This is a genomic window from Enterococcus sp. BWR-S5 (assembly GCF_016745255.1).
Taxonomy (GTDB): domain Bacteria; phylum Bacillota; class Bacilli; order Lactobacillales; family Enterococcaceae; genus Enterococcus_L.
Map to the genome: position 1 here is coordinate 24145 of NZ_JADOEQ010000017.1, position 20090 is coordinate 44234.

Annotated in this window: 20 protein-coding genes; 14 read left to right on the top strand and 6 right to left on the bottom strand. The window is 39.2% G+C overall.

The features are described from left to right. Positions 1-30: 30 nt before the first annotated feature. The 5 genes from IW510_RS17315 (at position 31) to IW510_RS17335 (ending at position 3705) form a co-directional block, all read left to right on the top strand. Entirely contained in the window at positions 31-330 is a 300-nt protein-coding gene (locus IW510_RS17315; protein ID WP_202061777.1) for a hypothetical protein, read from the top strand. 17 nt (positions 331-347) lie between these two features. Next, complete coding sequence (locus tag IW510_RS17320) at positions 348-884, top strand: TetR family transcriptional regulator (protein ID WP_202061778.1); 537 nt, start codon at positions 348-350, stop codon at positions 882-884. A gap of 141 nt (positions 885-1025) precedes the next feature. After that, a complete protein-coding gene (locus tag IW510_RS17325) occupies positions 1026-1487 on the top strand; it encodes a phage tail protein (protein WP_202061779.1) in 462 nt (153 codons plus the stop codon). A 363-nt stretch (positions 1488-1850) separates the two neighbouring features. Next, positions 1851-2957 carry a 5-methyltetrahydropteroyltriglutamate--homocysteine S-methyltransferase gene (locus IW510_RS17330; RefSeq protein ID WP_202061780.1) on the top strand — a complete coding sequence of 369 codons (1107 nt, stop codon included), beginning with the start codon at positions 1851-1853 and terminating at the stop codon, positions 2955-2957. Positions 2958-2970: 13 nt separating this feature from the next. After that, positions 2971-3705 carry a cyclase family protein gene (locus IW510_RS17335; RefSeq protein WP_202061781.1) on the top strand — a complete coding sequence of 245 codons (735 nt, stop codon included), beginning with the start codon at positions 2971-2973 and terminating at the stop codon, positions 3703-3705. 122 nt (positions 3706-3827) lie between these two features. Here the strand turns inward: IW510_RS17335 and IW510_RS17340 are convergent, their stop codons facing one another. From IW510_RS17340 to IW510_RS17365, 6 genes are all read right to left on the bottom strand, one after another. After that, positions 3828-4304 (bottom strand): DNA-deoxyinosine glycosylase, encoded by a 477-nt coding sequence (locus tag IW510_RS17340; RefSeq protein WP_202061783.1) that lies wholly within the window; start codon positions 4302-4304, stop codon positions 3828-3830. After that, positions 4301-4843, bottom strand: a complete 543-nt coding sequence (locus IW510_RS17345; RefSeq protein WP_202061785.1) for a GNAT family N-acetyltransferase — start codon at positions 4841-4843, stop codon at positions 4301-4303. Before IW510_RS17345 ends, IW510_RS17340 begins: the two co-directional genes overlap by 4 nt. Positions 4844-4888: 45 nt before the next feature. Beyond that, positions 4889-5155, bottom strand: a complete 267-nt coding sequence (locus tag IW510_RS17350; RefSeq protein WP_202061787.1) for a hypothetical protein — start codon at positions 5153-5155, stop codon at positions 4889-4891. A gap of 180 nt (positions 5156-5335) precedes the next feature. Further along, positions 5336-6436, bottom strand: coding sequence for an SIS domain-containing protein (locus tag IW510_RS17355; RefSeq protein ID WP_202061788.1), 1101 nt, complete (start codon positions 6434-6436; stop codon positions 5336-5338). 22 nt (positions 6437-6458) lie between these two features. Further along, positions 6459-7268, bottom strand: coding sequence for an HAD family hydrolase (locus IW510_RS17360; protein ID WP_202061789.1), 810 nt, complete (start codon positions 7266-7268; stop codon positions 6459-6461). A 3-nt stretch (positions 7269-7271) separates the two neighbouring features. After that, the gene (locus tag IW510_RS17365; RefSeq protein WP_202061790.1) at positions 7272-8330 is read right to left on the bottom strand and encodes a LacI family DNA-binding transcriptional regulator; all 1059 of its coding nucleotides are present in this window, start codon (positions 8328-8330) and stop codon (positions 7272-7274) included. A gap of 187 nt (positions 8331-8517) precedes the next feature. Between IW510_RS17365 and IW510_RS17370 the strand changes: the two genes are divergently transcribed. The 9 genes from IW510_RS17370 (at position 8518) to IW510_RS17405 (ending at position 19979) form a co-directional block, all read left to right on the top strand. Further along, the gene (locus tag IW510_RS17370; RefSeq protein WP_236674805.1) at positions 8518-9483 is read left to right on the top strand and encodes an ROK family protein; all 966 of its coding nucleotides are present in this window, start codon (positions 8518-8520) and stop codon (positions 9481-9483) included. Then, positions 9470-10417: a cellulase N-terminal Ig-like domain-containing protein gene (locus IW510_RS21370; protein ID WP_236674801.1), complete on the top strand. Its 948-nt coding sequence runs from the start codon at positions 9470-9472 to the stop codon at positions 10415-10417. Before IW510_RS17370 ends, IW510_RS21370 begins: the two co-directional genes overlap by 14 nt. A gap of 32 nt (positions 10418-10449) precedes the next feature. Further along, a complete protein-coding gene (locus IW510_RS21375; protein ID WP_236674802.1) occupies positions 10450-11637 on the top strand; it encodes a glycoside hydrolase family 9 protein in 1188 nt (395 codons plus the stop codon). A gap of 817 nt (positions 11638-12454) precedes the next feature. After that, positions 12455-13765 (top strand): PTS sugar transporter subunit IIC, encoded by a 1311-nt coding sequence (locus IW510_RS17380; protein WP_202061792.1) that lies wholly within the window; start codon positions 12455-12457, stop codon positions 13763-13765. A gap of 472 nt (positions 13766-14237) precedes the next feature. After that, positions 14238-15107, top strand: coding sequence for a hypothetical protein (locus IW510_RS17385; RefSeq protein WP_202061794.1), 870 nt, complete (start codon positions 14238-14240; stop codon positions 15105-15107). A gap of 153 nt (positions 15108-15260) precedes the next feature. Beyond that, positions 15261-16379 carry a hypothetical protein gene (locus tag IW510_RS17390; RefSeq protein ID WP_202061796.1) on the top strand — a complete coding sequence of 373 codons (1119 nt, stop codon included), beginning with the start codon at positions 15261-15263 and terminating at the stop codon, positions 16377-16379. Between the two features lie 708 nt (positions 16380-17087). After that, positions 17088-18485 carry an LPXTG cell wall anchor domain-containing protein gene (locus IW510_RS17395; RefSeq protein WP_202061798.1) on the top strand — a complete coding sequence of 466 codons (1398 nt, stop codon included), beginning with the start codon at positions 17088-17090 and terminating at the stop codon, positions 18483-18485. A gap of 220 nt (positions 18486-18705) precedes the next feature. Further along, complete coding sequence (locus tag IW510_RS17400) at positions 18706-19437, top strand: LytR/AlgR family response regulator transcription factor (RefSeq protein ID WP_202061800.1); 732 nt, start codon at positions 18706-18708, stop codon at positions 19435-19437. 245 nt (positions 19438-19682) lie between these two features. Then, entirely contained in the window at positions 19683-19979 is a 297-nt protein-coding gene (locus IW510_RS17405) for a WXG100 family type VII secretion target (RefSeq protein WP_202061802.1), read from the top strand. Positions 19980-20090 lie beyond the last annotated feature (111 nt).

The window sequence follows — 20090 nt, forward strand, 5'->3', positions numbered from 1 at the left end:
GACTATTCTAGTCAAAGGAAGGTGATGGAAGTGAGTACGCAAACACAGACGCTCTATTTCATAGAACGCGTCAAAAAAATCGAAGGCTCTTTTCTGGAAATTGATACATTAGGTATAGAAGAGCACAAACAACAGGCTATGGACAAATTTGAGGATGAAGCAAAAAAAGAAACTCGAAAGAACTTTGGTGTCACTGTAACAGAATATGAAATAACTGCAGAGGCAACTATTTTTCAAAAGCTGATTCGTTATTGGCAGGAGCTGCCGGGAGAAATTTTCCGAATGATGCGAATCAATGATTGTCAGCTGGTTGATCAATATCTTAATTAAGGAAGGTGAGGGCGCCTGTGGGAGATAGACGAACAGTAAAATCTAAAAAATTGATTCTTCATGCGTTCGAAGAGCTGCTGCAGGAACATTCTTTTGAAGAGATTTCTGTAACCAGGCTCTCAGAGGAAGCTGGGATAAGCAGGAATACTTTCTACATTTATTACTTGGATAAATACAGTTTGTTGGATGAGCAGTTCAGTTGGTTTACCAAACTATGTAGAGAAACGATAGCCGCGAAGCTTTCTGTTGGTAGTTGGAACAGGTTTCTTGAAACACTTGATACATCGGGCACAATTTTGAAAGGTCTATTAAGAGCGGAAGAAACGCAATGGGTCAAGGAAAGAATAAGAAGTATTTTTACAAAAGAGCTGCTGGCTGTATATACCCATAGCTTTTCGGAAAATAAGCTGACATTGCGTGGGTGTGGAGAAGCCATGGCAGGAATTGTTGAATGGTGGCTAAGCGCAACACATAGTGAAGAAGAGAAAGCAACGGCTATGGAGGCGTTGATGCTGTTTCAGGCGTTGATTGACAAAGAGGAACTGTTTTCGTGAGTAAAGACGTTTTTGAAGGTCTTTCAGTAAAAATATTTCTGTGTAGGTATGTTCTTGCTTGATTTCAGTATCAATTCTTTGGCATTTTATTCCTATCTGATTATACTAATTGTATAAATCTTAGGAGAGAAGAGGATAGGCATGTCTTACAAAGTAGATTTTAAAGAGGTATCGACAATTGGTTTTGAAAGCTCACCTTTTGCGGCAGCGTTGGCGGGTTTGCGAGCGAATGAGGCACGATATTTTTGGAATAAATACAAGCATGAGTTTGTCACAGTATCAGCGGATGAAGCCCTTGATACTTTAGCGTGGATAGAAAAAATCCTACAGGAAAGGGAATTGGTATTTCCTTATAAGGCGCTGGAGGTATCTGATTTTGAAGTGGAGGGGACACGTTTTTCTTATGTGTTCTATGAAAATGGTTTGTCGGTAAATGTGATGTACAGTCTCTCAGAAGAAGGCAAGCGAGCCGTTGGGTTTAAGCTGTCAGAGGGGATGGAGGTTCCAAAGGAGCTGGAAGGCAAGTTCAAGTTTGCACGCCAAAAATCTAAGCTGGCTGGTGTGATTCGTGGTTCCTATTTTGTGATAAAGGGCAGCTACTAAGAAAATGAATGACTGAAACGATGGATTCCTGATCGTTTCAGTTTTTTTGTTTATAAGAACCGTTGGATTGCAGCGGGTCTGAATCATCTATAAGAAGTAGCTGTGTTTTGATGGGGATTTCAATGATTGAGTATTTATCAGAGGGATGTTGACAGCAGCGGGTTTCATTGCTATATTTGATGAAAAAAAGATTAAAGAAAAATGAGGGAATATAGGATACTCACTTCAATAGCAGAAAAGTGTTGATGTTTTGGAAATAGGATGTTCTATTTTTCTGTGCTTAATTGGACAATCGAGATAGAAGCGTGTGAAGATAACAATTGCCTAACTCATTTTAACTATCAAAAAAATGGAGGAAAGATTATGACAACAATACCTTTTCGTTGGGATCAAGTAGGTAGTCTACTACGACCGGAAGCGTTAAAGAACGCACGGGAGCAATTCAAGCAAGGACATATTTCAAAAGAAGCACTGACAAAGGTAGAGGACGAAGAAATCATCAAAATTATTGAAAAACAGAAAGAGATTGGCTTATCAGCAGTAACTGATGGAGAATTTCGTCGTCGCTGGTGGCACCTGGATTTTATCGCAGGTCTGAAGGGAATCACTGTCTATGATTTTGAAACAAAGGCTTTTGGTATCACAACAGAGGCTCAGGGAACATTCGTAAGTGGAAAGCTGGCCTTTAATCAAGCGCATCCCTTTTTAGAACATTTCAAATTTACTAAAGAGCAGGCTGGGGATGTTCTTGCGAAGCAAACGATACCCGGACCCAATATGATTTATTTGGATTCTTTTATTCTTTCAAAACAATATCATGAGCAGCCAGCTTATGAAAAGAGAGAGGATTTCATACAAGATTTAATTACAACTTACCAAGAAGCAATACAGGGGTTCTACGATGCCGGTTGTCGCTATTTACAATTAGATGATACCAGTTGGGGTGGACTTTTTGATGAACGCTTCCGCGGGATGATTCAACAAAATGGCTACAATCCCGATGAGCTGATACAGGAATTTGGAGATATTACAGAGGCGGTTTTAGCAAAGAAACCAGCCGATTTAGCAGTCACGTTCCATTTCTGTAAAGGAAATTTTCAATCCCACTGGCTGTATGATGGTTCATATGATTTGATTGCGGAACGTCTTTTGTCAATCACTGAATTTGATGGCTTCTTTTTGGAGTTTGATGATGAGCGTTCAGGAAGCTTTGAACCGATGAAACATATCAAAGATCAGCGACTGGTTCTTGGTTTGGTTACAACAAAAACACCGGAGCTGGAGAGTAAAGAGCTGCTGAAAAAGAGAATTCAAGAAGCGGCGCAGTACGTACCCTTAGAGCAGCTATGCTTAAGTCCTCAATGTGGGTTTTCTTCCACGCACGAAGGAAACAAGGTGAGTGAAGCAGACCAATGGGCGAAGCTGCGACTCGTTGTTGAAACAGCGAAAGAAGTATGGCCTAACGATTAGGAGGGAAAGTGACATGCCAACAGTTTTGGAGAGCATCGCTTTTTTGAAGCAGCAGAAATGGATTGATTTGACGCATGAGGTGACAGGCGATATTCCGTACTTCGCTTCCTTCAAGCCCTTGACTGAAGAAACGTTGTTTACTGTAGAGGAAAACGGCTTTTTCGCAAAGGAATACAATTTAGTTACACAATATGGTACGCATATTGATGCTCCATGTCATTTTTCTTCGGGGAAACGGTACCTGGAAGAGTTACAGTTAAAGGAATTGGTACTGCCTTTGATAGTTCTGCACAAAGAAGCAGCGGTGGAGATGGACAATGATTATCAGCTATCTGTAGCAGATATTCTTGCATTTGAAGAGCAACACGGACGAATACCAGAGGAGTGCTTTGTTGCTTTTGCCAGTGGTTGGTCTAGGCGTTGGGAGAATCATGAAGCCTATTACAATCGAGATGAAAGTGGACAAGCACATACACCGGGCTGGTCATTAGAGGCCCTTCAATTTCTACATGAGAAAAGAAAGGTACAGGCAATTGGGCATGAAACGTTGGATACAGATTCTGCCATGGAGTGCACGAAAAACAACGGCTTAATCGGTGAGCTTTACTGGCTTTCTCAGAATAAATTTCAGGTGGAGGTACTAACCAATCTATCCGAGGTTCCAGCTGTTGGCGGGGCAATTGTCTTAGGTGTTCCGAAGATAAAGCAGGCACCTGGTTTTACTATTCGAGCCTTTGCGATTATCTAAATAAGAGAGGTAGAAATAGAAGTTTTTTACACACAGAGTTTTGGTTGATAACCTTCGCTAAAATAGAAAAAGCGCTTGGAATGTGACTCGCATTCCAAGCGCTTTTTAGTTATTTCTATTTATCACTTCACTGTAGATAGTGCTGCTTGCCATTCTATTAGGCGTTGTGCTTGTCTGCCGTTGTTTGCACCGCTGGTAGAGGAGCATTTCACAACCTCTATATCAGGAAACAGGCGATGCTTTTCAATGATTCGAAACGACTCATTTCCATTGGCGATAATCAGCATGATATTTGTGCTTTCCAACAGCTCTGTGAAATCATTAAGTTGTGTCTCTTTATAGTTGGTATCCATACTTCCTTGGCGTTCAAATGTGCCATAGACATCCCAAAGACCGATATGATGCTTTTTAAGTAACGCAAGCCGTTTGTCGTAATCAAGCGGATCAGCAACCTCTAATGACTCAAACACGACACGCCAAAACTGGTTACCTCTATTCCCATAATATTGCTGGAGAGCAATAGAGCGGTCACTCGGGCCGCTTCCTAAGATAAGAATTTCTGTTTGTGCATCAAAGATTGGTGCAAGTCCTTCCTTCACGCTATCCCTCCTAGGCGATATTCTAGTTGTCGATCATAAGGTTCATTTTCACAATGCAAAATAGATGGTTCAGTTGCATCAACACAGCCTAATGAAGAATAGAATGCTTGTGTTTCTACGGCAGAATGGCTGGAAATATATAATTTTTCTACTCCTTGATTCGCAGCGAAATCAGCTGCTAACAGAAAAAGCTGTTTTCCGATTTTTTGTCCGCGAACATCCTCTGAAACGTGGAGGGCAGACAAATCAAGATATTGTTTATAACTGCCAAATCGTTTTCCTTCAACACTGACAAAGCCTTTTAGTTGGTCTTTATCAGAAAAAGCACCGATGACGATACCTCTGGTTTTTAGTGTATTTTTTAGGTAACCACAAAGCTGTTTATATTCGTCGTGTCCCCATTCCTCTGTGAACACGACAGGTTCTATTTTCCATTGACCATCAGAATAGCGCCAACAATGCGTGACGTTTTGATGGCGAATGAAATCAGTGAACAACTCAGGAACTAACTCGTTTATTGCTATTTTTTTGTAATTCATCCAATGTCCTCCGTTAACAACATTTTAATTCTACTTTTTAAACGCTTATCCTGCCAGTAAAGAAAAAAGTAATAGCAGTAAGCAAGCAAGACATAGTGCAGGGATATAGTAGAGAACCCACGAACTGAAATAGTCTCCGGCTTTTTTTTCTTTGTCATAAAAAGGATTTTTTCTATCTTCCATAAACCGTTGTGGTGTTCTGGAAAGAAACAATCCTCCGGTGACATACCTTATAAGCAGTGCTAACAGTAGCAAAATACCTGTAGATGCAAAGCCAACACCTAGAAGTAAGCGAATTGTTTCAATAGCCATACGAACCACTCCCTTTATCTCATCTGATAACCAAAGTATATCATGTGCAATGAAGGGATGAAAAGGGGGGATGGCGCAAAAAAGGGGATTGGATTAAAGAAAAAAACTTCTATGCGAACACACTGAAGGGTAGGCATAGAAGTAAATAGTTCGTTGCTGTTTCAAGGGTGGCAATTGTTGCTACACATAATCCTGAACAGTTGTCTTGCTTTTGACGGCTTGAGAAAAATCTGTAAAAATCCGCTGCGTGATATCAATCCCTTTTTCACGAGAAATATACCAACAGAACACTTGAAATGGAAGAATAGCCAGATAAGGAGCTTTGAACTCATCATCATAGCTGCCCAATGCCAATGTATGCTCATCGGCAGATTCTTCTAAACGTAATGAGATAGTAAAGACATGCTCAGTATGTCGCTGCTCATAGGTTTTCAATAGCTCGGATTTTTCAATGATTTCCGGCTTTGCGGGTGTGTCAATGAAGAATAGCCGGTGATTTGGATTGATTTCCAGATAAGGACCATGCATAAAGGCTTCCAGTTCAACACCTTGAGAAGGAACGCGAATCGTCTCTGAAAATTTTGTTTCCATCTCCTGAGCGGTACCTACAGCAGGGCCGTAAGCTATAGAGGTGAAACGAGGTGCATCTCGAAAATCATGACGATGAGTCTCAAAGAATGTGGTTGCTTTTGCGATTGTTTCATTAAAACGTTGCGTCATTGCTAAGAATTCTGCTAGTTCAGCTTGTTCTTTTTCAACTGAAATCAACCCTTTTTTGACTCCTGTCCTAAGTCCTAACAGCATTAATGCAAGAACTGTTGCTGAAAAGCCGAGAGTGACATAGCCCACACGCTCGCGACCGGAAAGGATATCCAAAGTTGTTGTTGTTTCTTTGGTGATTTCGCTATCTGGAATACTTGTCACAGCCATGGTGTGAACAGCATGATGCGCTGTAATTTTATTGATTGCCTCGATTGTTGAGGTACTTTGTCCACTTTGAGAAATCCCCAGTACGACTTGAAGTGCTGCATCAATTTTTTCATAGTGGGTAAAGTTGTAGGGCTCTTCAATGGATAGCTTGATATTCGCTATTTTTTCAATATAGTATTTCGCGCTTTGGGCAGCATTGATACTTGAGCCGGTTCCAAGCACTAGCCAGTTGTTTGCATCAATCGCTAAGCCCTTCAACGCCTGATCAATATTTTTCGGATAGTGGCTAATGATTTTGGTCAATGTTTCTTGCTCGTCCATGATATAGGAGAGCATTGTTGGTTTTGTCATGATTGAGGCAGCTCCTTTTTGTTTACTTAAAATAATTCATTAAGAAGTTTGCGATACCATCTTCGGTATTGGCATCTGTAATAAATTTTGCTTGCTGTTTCAGTTCATCCACGGCATTACCCATTGCTACGCTAATACCGGAGGCTTGCAGCATTTCCATATCATTCATCCCGTCACCGAAGCTGATGATTTGTTCTTTAGGAACGACCAGCTCCTTTTGAATCTCCTGAATGGCTGTTGCTTTATTGACGCCTTTTGGAATCAGTTCAATATTATTCGGATGGGAAGAGGACAATGAAAGCAAGTCTCTTTCTGCCAGTTCGGCTTTGACCTTATTGAGTTCGTTTTTTCTGTCATCGGCGATAATGATTCCGTTCACGATTCGAGTGCTCATAGAAAGAAGCGTGTCAATCGAATCAATGAATAGAAAGTCTTCCTCCTCATTATTGCTGACTCTGGATTGATCGCCTTTTTGAAGATAATCAGGCAGTGCTTCGGTGTAGAAAACGGTATGTTCACCGAAGAAGAACATCGGTAGATTCTGATGAGCAACTGTTTCATAAATCGCAGCCAGTGCTTCTCGTGACAGCTGTTTTTTGTGTAGGGTATTGTTCACTGAATAGATACTGCCATTAGAGGCAACAACCCTTGTTTCTCCATTGAGTTTTTGAGCCATTTCGTACGCAGAGGAATATTTCCTACCTGTTGCTACATAAAATTGGTGTCCTTCTTGTTGTAATTCAGTGATTACTGAACGGGTTTTAGCAGATATTTTTTGGTCTCTATCTACCAAGGTTCCGTCTATGTCCATAAAGATAAGATGTTTGTCCATATACTATGTTCTCCTTTGTATGCCGCAAGATTCACGAATAATCAAATCTGGTGAATGCATGTCGATGGCACCTAATGGTTCTTCATTGATTAATTTCAGAAGCCGTTTTACGGCCAGTTGGCCTAATATTTGATTGTGCTGATTAATTGTTGTAATACGAGGGATTTGATATTCGCCATCCGGAAAAGCATCACAGCTGGCGATGGCAATATCCTCAGGGCACGATAGCTGCTGATCCTTCAACGCTCGAAAAGCACCGATTGCCACACGGTCATTGATAGCTAAAACAGCATCAGGTAATTTTTTCTGCTCGTGAATGATTTTTGTCATACTCTGGTAGCCATCTTCGGTATAGAAGTCGCTTAAATAGAGTAAAGATGAGTCGAAGGTGCTGTATAAGGACAATGCTTTTTCAAATGCCTCAACTCTCTGAGTCGTGATTTTAACTCCGGCTTCACCACCAATAAACCCAATCCGGCGATAGCCGAGAGCCAACAAGTGCTGCATCGCCAAAAATACTCCTTTTTCCAAATCACGTTCTAAAAAGGAACAGGTGCAGTCTTCCTGTGCTTGTCCGATAATCAGTACAGGAATTTGTTTGTTTAGTTGATTCAGGGCATGCAAATAGTCCGGATTCGGCTCGTCTCGATCGATTTCTCCTCCAAGGATAAGAACACCGTCTACTTTCTTTTCAAGAATAGTATTAAACGTGTCTTTCTCAATGAAGCTGCTATCGGGCTTTTTCTTATGTCCTGCGGTCATCGTGTTAAAAAGAAGCAGGGAATAGCTTTGGTCCTGACTGGCAAGCTCAATTTCCGATACAAGAGAAGTGAAGTAAGGGTTGGTAATATCCGAGACAACTACTGCTAATGTCTTTGTTTGATTAGAAACCATGCCCCGTGCCAGCATACTCGGCTGAAAGCCTTCTTCTTCAATGATTGCCTGCACCTTTGCTCGCTTTACAGGAGAAACCGAGGGATGATTATTTAAAACACGGGAAACAGTAGATACTGAGACACCGCTTTTTTTTGCGATTTCTTTGATTGTGATATTTTTTTTCATGCCAAAGACCTCCTTATCTCTTAGTGTATGTTAGGTTTGAAAAAAACGCAATATTTTTTTGGTAACGTTTCTAAATTTAATGAAAAGGTATTGACAGACAGATTAATGTCGATGTATGATGGTCGTGAAAGCGGGAACATAATAAAATTATTTGGTAACGTTATCAAATGTTGAGGTGAATAAAGTGATGCAGACAGTTTTAGCCGTTGACTTAGGCGGCACAAAAATATTGGTAGGTGAAGTGACGAGGGATGGACACATCCTATCTACACAGAAATATCCGTCAAATGTAGACAGTATGCATGCTGCAGCGGAAAAGATAAAAGAAGCAATTAGAGACTTTCTTTCGCAACAAGAAGTGCAGGGACAGCTTATTGGAATTGGTGTATGTGTGGTTGGAAGAGTGGAGACGGCAACTGGTAACTGGTTTGAAATTCGCCCGGGACTGTCAGAACCGATAAATCTTTCTCATATGTTGTCTAAGGAGTTTCAGCTTCCTTGTTGGGTAACAAATGATGTCTCCGGTGCAGCCTTAGCTGAAAAAGTGCTTGGGAAAGGTAAGGAGACGGATAATTTTGTCTATATAAATATTGGTACAGGTATCGCCGGTCGTGTCGTTACAGATGGGCAATTGATTGTTGGAGGGAACTGCAACGCTGGGGAAGTTGGTCATATGGTTGTAGATATGAACAGCGAGGATCGCTGCCTCTGTGGCAGGCAAGGATGCGTTGAGCTGTTCGCTTCCGGTTTAGGGATGCACAATCAAGTAATGAAATTTGCAGCGGATTATCCAGATAGCCTAATAGATATAAAGGAATCGGAGCGCGTGCCTTTTTATGCGCTTATAAGAGCCTACGAAGAAAACGACCCGTTAGCGAAGAAAGTAGTGAGTCAAGCCTTGAAGGCTGCTGCTGCTTTAGTGATGAATCTTGTGCGTGTCAGTGACCCGGAAGCAGTGGTATTCGGTGGAGGTGTCATGAATGACGGTTGGTTTCTAGATCATTTGGTAACGTTTCTAAATGAGAAGACCATTCGTTTTGTTACAAAAAGTTTTTCAGTGACTGAGCTAGACCCAAATGCTGTGGCGCTTAAGGGAGCTGCTGCATTGGTTTTTATAAAACAGAAAGGAGAGCAGAGCTATGCAGGAGTTTGAGAAGCAACTGAGAGAATCTGGTTATGTTCATCGCCCGCTACCTTTGAATCACGAGCGTTCTTATGAAGCTATGCAGCTAAATAAAGAAGAAATTCTGCAGCGTAAACCGATTGTATCAGAAGGTAGTACGCAGTGGCAGCATAGAGGAAGAGGACATTTAAAAAAGACTGATACTACAGTGACCTTGATTAGCGATACACGCTATGATTCCTGGCCGGACGGTGCTCCGGAGGACGGTGATTATGTGAATTTTGGAGAGGTCGGAGCGCATTTATCTATTAATCGGGAAGATTGGTCTTCCTTCACTCAAATCAAACTGTCTGTTGAAGCAGAATGTAAAAATGTTATCAACCCAGCAATTGTACTTACCCTAGAAAATGACGGAGAAATAAAAATTCCTGATATTTACAATAGGGAAGGAACTCATGTGATTAATTTGGAAGGTCAGGAAAAACAGACATATGTTCTTGATATTAGCAATCTTCCAAGGGATGCAGTGACAGGAATCTATATTTTTTCCGGAGCAAATGGTTCGTATATGAATCTCGACGGGCAGCTGAGTTATACGATTAGTGAGCTTTATCTGGAAAAAAATAGGCATAATACTTCTGCAACAGGCTGGCAGGCACCCAAAAAGGAAATCATCTATTCTCATATCGGCTATCATCCGGATTTTAGAAAAACAGTGATTATTCATTCCGATGATTTTTTAGAAAGAACATTTGAGGTCAGGTCAACGAAAGAAAAGCAGATGATAGTAGAGAAAGAGATTGCCATTGAGGAAACAGCGAATGGCACCTTTGGTATATTGGATTTTTCCGAGGTTACGGAAGTAGGCTCCTATACGATTCAAATAGGTGATACAAAAACACAGCCATTTCTGATTGACCGTTTTTCAGAATTATCGACATCATCCGTCTTTCCCTTCGCTTGATGGAGGAAGGAGAATGGGGTATTGATTTCATCTTGAAGACAAGGTTGGATGCTGGCGATCGGATTACCAGTGCGGGAATCACTCGTTGGACAGATAATCGAATTGGCACGATGGATGATGCCGTTCCACGTATTCACAATAGTCCTTATGATAATTTTTTGATTACTGGTCTCCTTGCTAAAATAGTTAAGGGATTACCGGAAGAACATCCGTTGAAAACAACGCTGTTACAGGTCGTAAAAGAAGACTATGGTTATGCTATGGCTGGTTTTGAAAAATCAGGCTTTAGGCATGAGCCAATTTTCTGGGAGCATACCTACAGCACATCGAAAAGTACATTTTTAGCAACGATGGCTTGGACCTCGGCATTGATGTACCAGCTTTTCAATGAAGAAAAATATCAGGAAGAAGCGCTTCGTCGTTTTGAAGAGCTGCAATTGTGTCAGGAAAAAGAAGGGCTTCTGCTGACTGATGGAACAGTGTTGAAAGGGATGTTTTATCGAGATGAAACACACAAAGTGTTTCAGCATTTTAACCATCAAGCGAGAGAACACTTATATGCACAAGCGTTTGAAGAAATGATAATAGCTTTTCCTACCAATGATAGATACGGTGAGTGGCTGAAGGCGGCCAAAGAGTACGGCGCATACCTTGAATTTTTAGATACATTTACAGAACCGTACCCCATGTTTGCCAGCGGGATTTATTGGGAAGATGAGTGGCAGGATAAGGATAGCTTTTATAAGCAGCATTTACTAGTCAGTGATGAAGCAGAGGAAAGTTATCAAAAGCAATTGAAACAAGGGATTCAAATCGGTGAAGGTTTGTATATCAAACGTTTCCCAGTCTGGTTTTCTTTCCGAGGAAATAATGCCATCCTGTTGTCTATGGGCAAGTCAGCTGCAATTATTGGCCGACTGACAAATAATCAAGCATTACTTGATATGGGGCACCAGCAGCTGCAGTGGATGGTTGGAAAAAATCCATTTGGTCAATCAATGGTATACGGTGAAGGGCATAATTACCCGCAGCAATACTCTGTTTCTTCCGGAGAAATCACCGGAGAAATGCCCGTTGGGATGCAGACCTTTGGCGAAGAGGACCAGCCCTATTGGCCACAATTTAATAATGCAACCTACAAAGAGGTCTGGGTCGGTGTAGCCGGGAAATGGCTTTCACTGACAGCCGAGCTGCTAAACTATGAAAACGGACGTAACTAAAAATTTTGAAAAACGGAGCAGCTGAAATGAAGATATAAAGCAGTTACCCGCCATATCTCAACGATAAAAATAAGAAGGACCATTATTCTGGTGTAGGAGCATCTAGAAATAATGGCTATCGAACCACCAGAATGAAGAGAAGGGACGGTTACCTGTCCTTTCTCAACAATAAGTAAAAGGAGAACTATTTCCCTTTTACTAAGAATACTAGGGAAATAGATATCGGCCCTCGAGAATGGAGAAACTGTGAAATTACTTGAGCAGTTTCGTCAAAAGAGAAAAGGAGAGCCATTATTCTGGTGTAGGAACATCTAGAAATAATGGACATCGGACCACCAGAATGAAGAGAAAGGTCAGTTACCTGTCCTTTCTCAACAATAAGTAAAAGGAGAACTATTTCCCCTTTATCAAGAATACTAGGGAAATAGATATCGCACCTCGAGAATGAAGAAAATGTGAAATTACTTGAGCAGTTTCTTCAAAAGAGAAAAGGAGAGCCATTATTCTGGTGTAGGAACATCTAGAAATAATGGACATCGGACCACCAGAATGAAGAGAAAGGTCAGTTACCTGTCCTTTCTCAACAATAAGTAAAAGGAGAACTATTTCCCTTTTATCAAGAATACTAGGGAAATAGATATCGGACCTCGAGAATGAAGAAACTGTGAAATTACTTGAGCAGTTTCGTCAAAAGAGAAAAGGAGAGCCATTATTCTGGTGTAGGAACATCTAGAAATAATGGACATCGGACCTCAAGAATGAAGATATAAGGCAGTTACCTGCCTTATATCAACAATAAATAAAAGGAGACCATATCATGATAAAAGACAGTAGTTTCAACAAAGAAGCATTAGGGGAAAAGATTGCCTTGTATGCGAATAAAGTAGCAACAAACAGATTTATTGGTGCCATTCGTGATGCTTTTGCCAGCACAATTCCAATTACTATTACTGCCGCTTTTTTTCTGCTAGTTAACAATGTTTTGCTAACGGAGGACACAGGTCTTCTAAGAGGAATACCTGGACGAGCAATTATTTCTGAGGTCTGTGTACAGGCATACAATGGAACACTTGGTATTTTGGGTATTATGGTAACGTTTCTAATTGGTGTGCGTTTGGCTCGTTCGTATGATTCAGACGGTGCGTTAGAAGGAATTGTTGCGTTGGCAAGCTATGTTTGTCTTGTTCCTAACATTATCAATATTACCGGCTTTGACGGTACCGAAATTCAAACCTCGGGTACCTTAACACAAACTTATACAAGCGCTTCCGCAATGCTTTTAGGTATTTTAGCAGCACTAATAAGTGTTCCGCTGGTTGTGAAGCTTTCGGCTAATAATCGTCTAAAGATTAAGATGCCTGAGAGCGTGCCTCCTGCAATTGCCAAATCTTTCAATAGCTTGATACCAGCGTTTATTGCTATCAGTATTTTTGCTATTGGGGAAGTAGTTTTACGGACAGCGACAGGGCTGACAATTCCTGAAATTGTAGTCAATATTTTACAGGCACCACTAGTTGGCGGTTTTCAAACTCTGCCGGGAATTTTGTTGTATGTCTTTCTTTCCACGTTTGTCTTTATTTTTGGGATTCACGGAGCGTTTGTGTTTGGTGCAATCTCAGGTCCTATCTTATTGACCTCCTTACAACAAAACGTGGAAGCAATTAATGCCGGATCAGCAGCACCGAATATTGTCACACAGCCTTTCTTGGATGCGTATGTCTATATGGGCGGTGGAGGAACAATGATTTGTCTGGTAATCGCTGTGTTATTGTTCTCAAAAAGAGACGACCAACGAATGATTGCAAAATTGGGCGGTGTTTCCAGTCTATTTAACATTAGCGAACCGATGATGTTTGGTCTGCCAATCGTATTTAATCCAGTTTATGCTATCCCTTTCTGTATTGTACCAATGGTTTCCACCTTGTTAGCGTATATTGCAACAAGTTTGAGCCTCGTGAATCCAACGTATATTTTGATTCCGTGGGTTACTCCACCGGTACTTTCAGGCTATCTGGCAACAGCTGGTGATGTCCGAGCGGCTATCCTGCAAATTGTGATTATTGTTGTAGGCACATTTATTTATATGCCATTTGTTATCATTTCTAATAAAATGGAATCTAAAGGATAAATCAACAAGTGGTTATTCTGATATATAGCTATGGAGGTTGGGGCAAAGCTTCCTCTTGCAATGAGTAATCGCAGGAGTAGAAATATTCAACTGAAAACATCAAGTAGGTACTTTTCATCTTCTATGTTGCTTACGAAGTATTCTAAACAATAATACAATAAGCCGAAATTCGCGAAACCTGTTCACACAAATTTTTGCTGAATTTCGGCTTATTTTTTAATAGTTTATTTAGCGATGCTGTTCAAAGTCAAAGTATTCAAATTGCTATATCGTAGATTTGAGAACCTGATTATTTAGGCGTAGTAATACTCAGAAATCCAGACATTAAAATCTGTAGATAGTGAAAATAGTTCAGTCAATAATAATTTTTTCTCTTTTTGATTAGTTTTATAATCAATTTTGATTAAAAACGACTATGAAAGTAGTATGGATTTACGTTAATATTAAAGTGTTACAAGAAAGGATGGAAAAAATGAAAATGAAAAAAATGGTTTTAGGAAGTTGTGTTGGAGCGGCATTAATCGGTTTAGGATTCGGTCTTTCAAACGCAATGGCGGATGAAGAGTATGTGTCAATCCCTAATCCTGATGTGAAGGCTGAGATTCTCAATGTGTTAGAGGGAAATGAGTTAGTCGGAGAGGACGCTCTTTCGAATTTAAGGAATTTCCATTATGTATCTAAAGCTGCTTTGCAAAATAAGGATGAGTTCAACAGTTTACAACTTTATTCTAAAAACTATGAAAATCCTGAAAACAGTAGTTTAGAAGGGATTCAAGGACTGTCTGTTGAAGACTTAACTATTACTATGCCCATTATAGATATTACACCACTTGCTCATGTTAACGGTGTAAAGGACTTGAGACTTGAGAGTATTTATTATGATTTAGGCTATACACATGGCATCAGGGATTTAGATGTACTTCAAAATATGACCGAACTTGAAACATTTTACTATCAGAATATGACAAGAGTGGGAGAAGTAGAGGGTAAAACGCCATTACTTGATATCTCCGCGCTAAATAATATTGAAGCATTACAACATGTTTGCGTTGAAACAGCTGGAACTTTAGATCCAATTTATTTAACAGCAGAGGATAACAATTACGAAACGACTTTACCGATTGTACTATCAAAGCATTTTTATGAAGAAGAAAACTGGTGGAATGCTACTTCTGAGAGCCCTTTTTATGTTGAATCTGAAACACCACAACAGAAAATGTCCGATAAGCTGAGATGGGAAAACGTTGAAGAAGGTACGGAATACCTTGACGTTTGGGTGCAAATTCAACCTCGAGGCCAATATTATATTGCAGACTTAAGAATCCCAATTATCTGGGAATAAGTCATTTTGAAGCAGCCGAAGAGGCTGCTTTTTTCTTACAATAAAGGTATAAATAAAAAAGCATCTGTTATTTACATAATCTTTCCGATAAAATAAAGAGTGCTATGGGATTTTAAGAAAAGGCGGTAAAAGCGAGTGACTAAGGAGGAAAAAATGAAAAAAGGAATAAGTCAAATTGTAAATATATTAATCATGGTACTGGTTGGGGGATTCTTTGGTTATTCTCTGGGAACAACCCTCGGAGAAAGAACACTTACAGGAATAGTTGTTTTTCAACTAATATTTTTTTCTATTTTGTGGTTTGTCGTGCAGCTTGTCATCCATGAAGCCGGACATGCCATTTGTGGAAAATTATCGGGACATAAGTTAGTCAGTTTTCGTATATTTTCCTTTATGTGGGTTTGGCAGGATAATGGAAAAATTGTTTTTCGTCGTCATAAAGTACCTGGGACGTTAGGTCAATGTTTGATGGCTCCACCTCCCACAGATATAAGCGGCAACTATCCATTTCGACTCTATTTGATAGGAGGTGTGCTGGCCAATCTGGTTACCAGCCTCATTATCGGCATCTTCTTTGTTCCAGCTTCATTATCGGCAACGATATTTGTGATTGTTGGTTTGTTTTTTGCACTAACCAATGGTATTCCGATGGGCTTCAATGATGGTATGACGATTCGACTGGCATCGTTAAGTAAAGAACAGGAATACTTGCTGTATCTGCAGTTTGAAGTGAACTATCAGTTTAATCTGGGAAAAACTTATGTAGAATTATCGTCAGATTATTTTCAATCTATTCCAGCCGTTCCAAGAAGAACATATTTTAACGACTATCAAGAGTTTCTTCAATTGGGTCTATTTTTTGAAGAGAAGCGTTGGGAAGAGTATGAAGAACTGCTTGAAGCAATGTGGGATAGAGAAGAGGAACTGGTGCTTCCTTATCAGTTGGAGATGAGGAAGGCGTTGTTGATTTGGTTATGTGTATGTGCACCGGAAGATGAACGAATTGAAGAGCTGTGGATGGACAAAAAAATACAGACAAATCTGAAGCAACCGTTTATGGGAACGAGAGCGATATCGGCAGCCTATTATGGCTTTATTGAGGAAGACTTTGAGAAGGCGATGGCGTTTTTGGAAGAAGGAAAATCTTTTTATGATAAAGCACCGAATCTTGCCAGTGCTAAATTGGGTCTGGCGGAGCTTGAATGGCTTGAAGAACTTTTGGTTCAATTTTTTGATGAAGATTCGATAGCAGTATTGGATATAGTAGAATAGAAACACATGGTAATTGTCAGTTTGCTGAACAGAGCAGGCAATTACCATGTGTTTTTATACTAGACAGAGTAATTTGTCTTTATCTGCTGTGTATGAATAGTTCCCTAACATAGAGCACCTTCCTCTTTGAAAAATATATTCGATTCGTTGAACTTTCACTGCTATCTTTGCTTTGGAAGGAGAAATCATCCATTTAAAAATAAGTTTGAATTGAGCTATCTCTACTTTACCAACGATGCAAGGACTTATTAACTGAATGGGTTTTCGTCCGAAAAATAGCAGTGAGAAATCGATTGTTAATAAGAAAGTCGCTAAGACAAGTAGCCTTTTAAGATGCTAATCTGCTATAGCTAAAAAAATTCATTGAATCAGCTATTTTGGAAAAAAATGCAGAATAATTTGCGTATTTATATTTTAGATTCAGTATTATTAACACTTTCAGTTTATACTATTAATTGATAATTGGTCTAATATAGTTATTTATAACCGCTTTATTGTCCGTCATGTAACTTTATATGATTGGTAAGTATTGGTATGTAGGAGGTTATGGAACTAAATAAATCATTTTTTCGTTATTTTGTAAAAAAAGTATTTTTAACATGGATTTTTATGTTAAAATGAATAAGTATTTAGCATGAGAGTGCTGACAATTTAGAAAGAATGAAAGAATGAAAAAATGAATATATTCAATTATTTAGGAGTGAAGAAATGAAGAAGAAGATTTATGGTGTTTTGGTTGTTTTATGTTGTCCAATACTTTTGAATACGCAACACGTATTTGCGGAAGAAGGGCAGGCTGAACAGGTAGATATAGCAGCAGTGGAAGAAATTATAGCTGAAGCTTTGATGACTGTGCCGGAAGCTATGACAGCTCCATCTGTTGAACCTGTGATGGAGGAATCAGCAACCGAAGATTCTACAACAATGGATAGCTCAACAGAAGTGACGGAAGAAACAACAAATTCTGAGTTGCCTGCAACTGAAGAGAGTACTACAGATACAAACGTAGTAGAAGAAGTGCCAACGGTTGACAGTTCAACAGAGGAGTCAGTGGTGGAGACCCCTGTCGAAGTACCGGAAGAATCTGCAGAGCTTCCTGTAGAAGAAGAGGTTGTTGCAGAGGATATGGGAATTGAACCGCTAAGAGAGGTTGTACTTGATCAGCCGGTAACGATGGTCATTACCTATGTTGAGAATGGTACAGTATTAAAAACAGAAACAGTGCGAGGAGTTGCAGAAATTGAAACAACAATATTTGCAACTTGGGCTACAAACTATGTTGTTGCTTCTGTTTCTGATAATAGATTTTCTGCCGTCGTTCATGAGGGCTTTAAGGGTATTGAATTAAGTGGTCACTATGCATCAGATTTGACTTCGCTTACTGTGGAATTGGTTTCTGTAGCTGAAACCGGAGTGTATTTCAATATGTATGATGAAGATACAGGAGCTGTTGTTGGATCAGAAGCGTGTGTACTCATTAAGGGGACAGAGAATACCTATAGTTTCACACCTCCACAGGTTGATGGTTATGATTATACAGGTCCTGCAGTAATAACAGGTACATTTCCCGCTTCTGGTATGGAAATGGTCAATGTGAATGGCTATAAAAAACAACAATTTGATTTGAGATTTATCAATGTTGACGAGTCAGGTAATTTAATATCAATTGGTGGTTTTACTCATTACTGGGGAGCATATGTAACTGTACGAATACATGAGATAACTACTTCCGGGAGAAAAGTGTTGTCTATAAATGGGGTTGCTATAACAGAATTTCCATATGAATTTACCTTCTTATATCCTAAAGCACATACAAGTATGGTAATAGTACACGAAAATCTTCCAGAAGAAGATATAGCTACTGATCCTTTAATACCAAGTATTCCAAATGACACATTGGCGACACAACCGAATGTAACTGTTCAACCCGTTGGCCAAGAACAAATGGTTCCATTGAAAACAATTCAACCAATTGAAAACAATAAGAAAGTCTTGCTTCCTGAAACTGGTGAGGAGAGTAATGTTGTTACAGTTATGGCAGGAACGGTATTATTCTTACAAGCTGGATACATGATGTTGAAGAAGAAAAATGAATTAGAATCATAAGATATTTTGTGAAAGACAATAAACTCGTTGGGTTGCAATTAAGAGGACGGCAGTGTCTTCTAAAAAGTACTGACAAAATCGAAGCTTCTATTCGGTTTTGTCGGTTTTTGTCTATCAGATTATAGGGCAATAATTGGATAATGTTCAAAGATAAAAGAAAGACAGGAAACGGTCATCGTTGTTGGAGCAAAGTTACTTTTGCTAAAAAAGGGGAAAAATCATGAATATTGCGTTGTATGATGGGAACAACAGTGAGTTAAAGCAAATAAAAAGCTGTATAAGAGCACTTGATAACTATGAGTACAAGCTGGAAACCTTCGGAGATAAATCGGATCTTTTAGCTAGGATTCATAAGAATCGTAAAGAATTTGATATTTATTTTTTATCAATTGATAGTGACACACCTGATGGATTGAAGGTTGCTGAAGAAATCAGAAAAGTTAATTTGGCTGCACTGATAATCTTTATGTCACAGGATGATAGTCAAATGAGTAACGTTTTTGCGTTCCATGCCTTTGATTATTTACTGAGGCCTGTCGCAATGGAACAAATAGAAATAAGCTTGAAACGAGCAAGGAAGTATCTTGGCGGCAATCAAGCATATGTCGAGTTTTCTTTTAAAAGAGAAAAATTTGTCTTGTTGTTGGATGAAATTATTTATGTAACAAAATCTGGCAGAATTGCTTATATCCATACGAAGGATGAGATATATAAGAGCTATTTGACAATGTCTGAAATAGTAACGAAGCTAAGCGATGGCAGATTTATTCGTGTTCACGGCAGTTATGTTATTAATTTGAATTATGTGACAAGGATAGTCAGAGATGAAGTGTTTTTATGTACATTTGAAGATAGCTCTGCTGAGCCAAAAGAAGCGGCTATTTCTATTAGCAGAAGGTTTAAAGAAGATTTTCAAAAATCTATTGAGGAATATAGAATTCCTTATAAATAGGTAACTAAGTAACATTTCTTAAGTACACAGTGGTTTTCAAATGTAAATTCTATTTAGTATTAATTTAATATTGTTTATTTGATTTTTCTTTTAGAATTATATTATTTTTTTAAAACCTGTTATTTTTTACTTCTAAATTGTATTTTTTTACTTATAACCCGTTTTTTTTACTGGTTGTGATAAAATGTTCTTAATGGAACGTATCTAATACTTCCTAATACTAAAAATTAATTGGAGGAATAAAAATGGCTGATCAAATTACTATGCATCCTGCCGAGCTGCGTGCTCAAGCAAAAAAATACATCGAAGGTTCTGAGTCAGTAAATGAAGTACTAAATTCATTAACAGCTACTCAACAACAAATTCTAGATGGATGGAAAGGTGAAGCTTCTACTCGTTTTAACGATCAATTCGAAGAGCTGAAACCAAAAGTAACTGAGTTTTCTGAACTGTTGGTACAAATCAACGGACAATTAGAAAAAGCAGCAGAAATCGTGGAACAAACAGATTCAGAGCTTTCTGGCGTGTTCGGTTTCCAATAAGACAATCTAGTCTAAAGATTTAAGAAGAATAGCGAGGGGGTCAAGCCTCCCCCTATTCTTTTTTATTATTTTTTAGCCTTTTTGATTAAACAAAAAAATACAGATACAGGG

Bases quoted from the DNA above. Each gene is read 5' to 3' on its own strand.
- IW510_RS17360 (WP_202061789.1), bottom strand. From the start codon at position 7,268: ATGGACAAACATCTTATCTTTATGGACATAGACGGAACCTTGGTAGAT.
- IW510_RS17345 (WP_202061785.1), bottom strand. From the start codon at position 4,843: ATGAATTACAAAAAAATAGCAATAAACGAGTTAGTTCCTGAGTTGTTC.
- IW510_RS17335 (WP_202061781.1), top strand. From the start codon at position 2,971: ATGCCAACAGTTTTGGAGAGCATCGCTTTTTTGAAGCAGCAGAAATGG.
- IW510_RS17395 (WP_202061798.1), top strand. From the start codon at position 17,088: ATGAAGAAGAAGATTTATGGTGTTTTGGTTGTTTTATGTTGTCCAATA.
- IW510_RS17405 (WP_202061802.1), top strand. From the start codon at position 19,683: ATGGCTGATCAAATTACTATGCATCCTGCCGAGCTGCGTGCTCAAGCA.
- IW510_RS17385 (WP_202061794.1), top strand. From the start codon at position 14,238: ATGAAAATGAAAAAAATGGTTTTAGGAAGTTGTGTTGGAGCGGCATTA.
- IW510_RS21370 (WP_236674801.1), top strand. From the start codon at position 9,470: ATGCAGGAGTTTGAGAAGCAACTGAGAGAATCTGGTTATGTTCATCGC.
- IW510_RS17350 (WP_202061787.1), bottom strand. From the start codon at position 5,155: ATGGCTATTGAAACAATTCGCTTACTTCTAGGTGTTGGCTTTGCATCT.
- IW510_RS17325 (WP_202061779.1), top strand. From the start codon at position 1,026: ATGTCTTACAAAGTAGATTTTAAAGAGGTATCGACAATTGGTTTTGAA.
- IW510_RS17355 (WP_202061788.1), bottom strand. From the start codon at position 6,436: ATGACAAAACCAACAATGCTCTCCTATATCATGGACGAGCAAGAAACA.
- IW510_RS17380 (WP_202061792.1), top strand. From the start codon at position 12,455: ATGATAAAAGACAGTAGTTTCAACAAAGAAGCATTAGGGGAAAAGATT.
- IW510_RS17370 (WP_236674805.1), top strand. From the start codon at position 8,518: ATGCAGACAGTTTTAGCCGTTGACTTAGGCGGCACAAAAATATTGGTA.
- IW510_RS17390 (WP_202061796.1), top strand. From the start codon at position 15,261: ATGAAAAAAGGAATAAGTCAAATTGTAAATATATTAATCATGGTACTG.
- IW510_RS17330 (WP_202061780.1), top strand. From the start codon at position 1,851: ATGACAACAATACCTTTTCGTTGGGATCAAGTAGGTAGTCTACTACGA.
- IW510_RS17365 (WP_202061790.1), bottom strand. From the start codon at position 8,330: ATGAAAAAAAATATCACAATCAAAGAAATCGCAAAAAAAAGCGGTGTC.
- IW510_RS17400 (WP_202061800.1), top strand. From the start codon at position 18,706: ATGAATATTGCGTTGTATGATGGGAACAACAGTGAGTTAAAGCAAATA.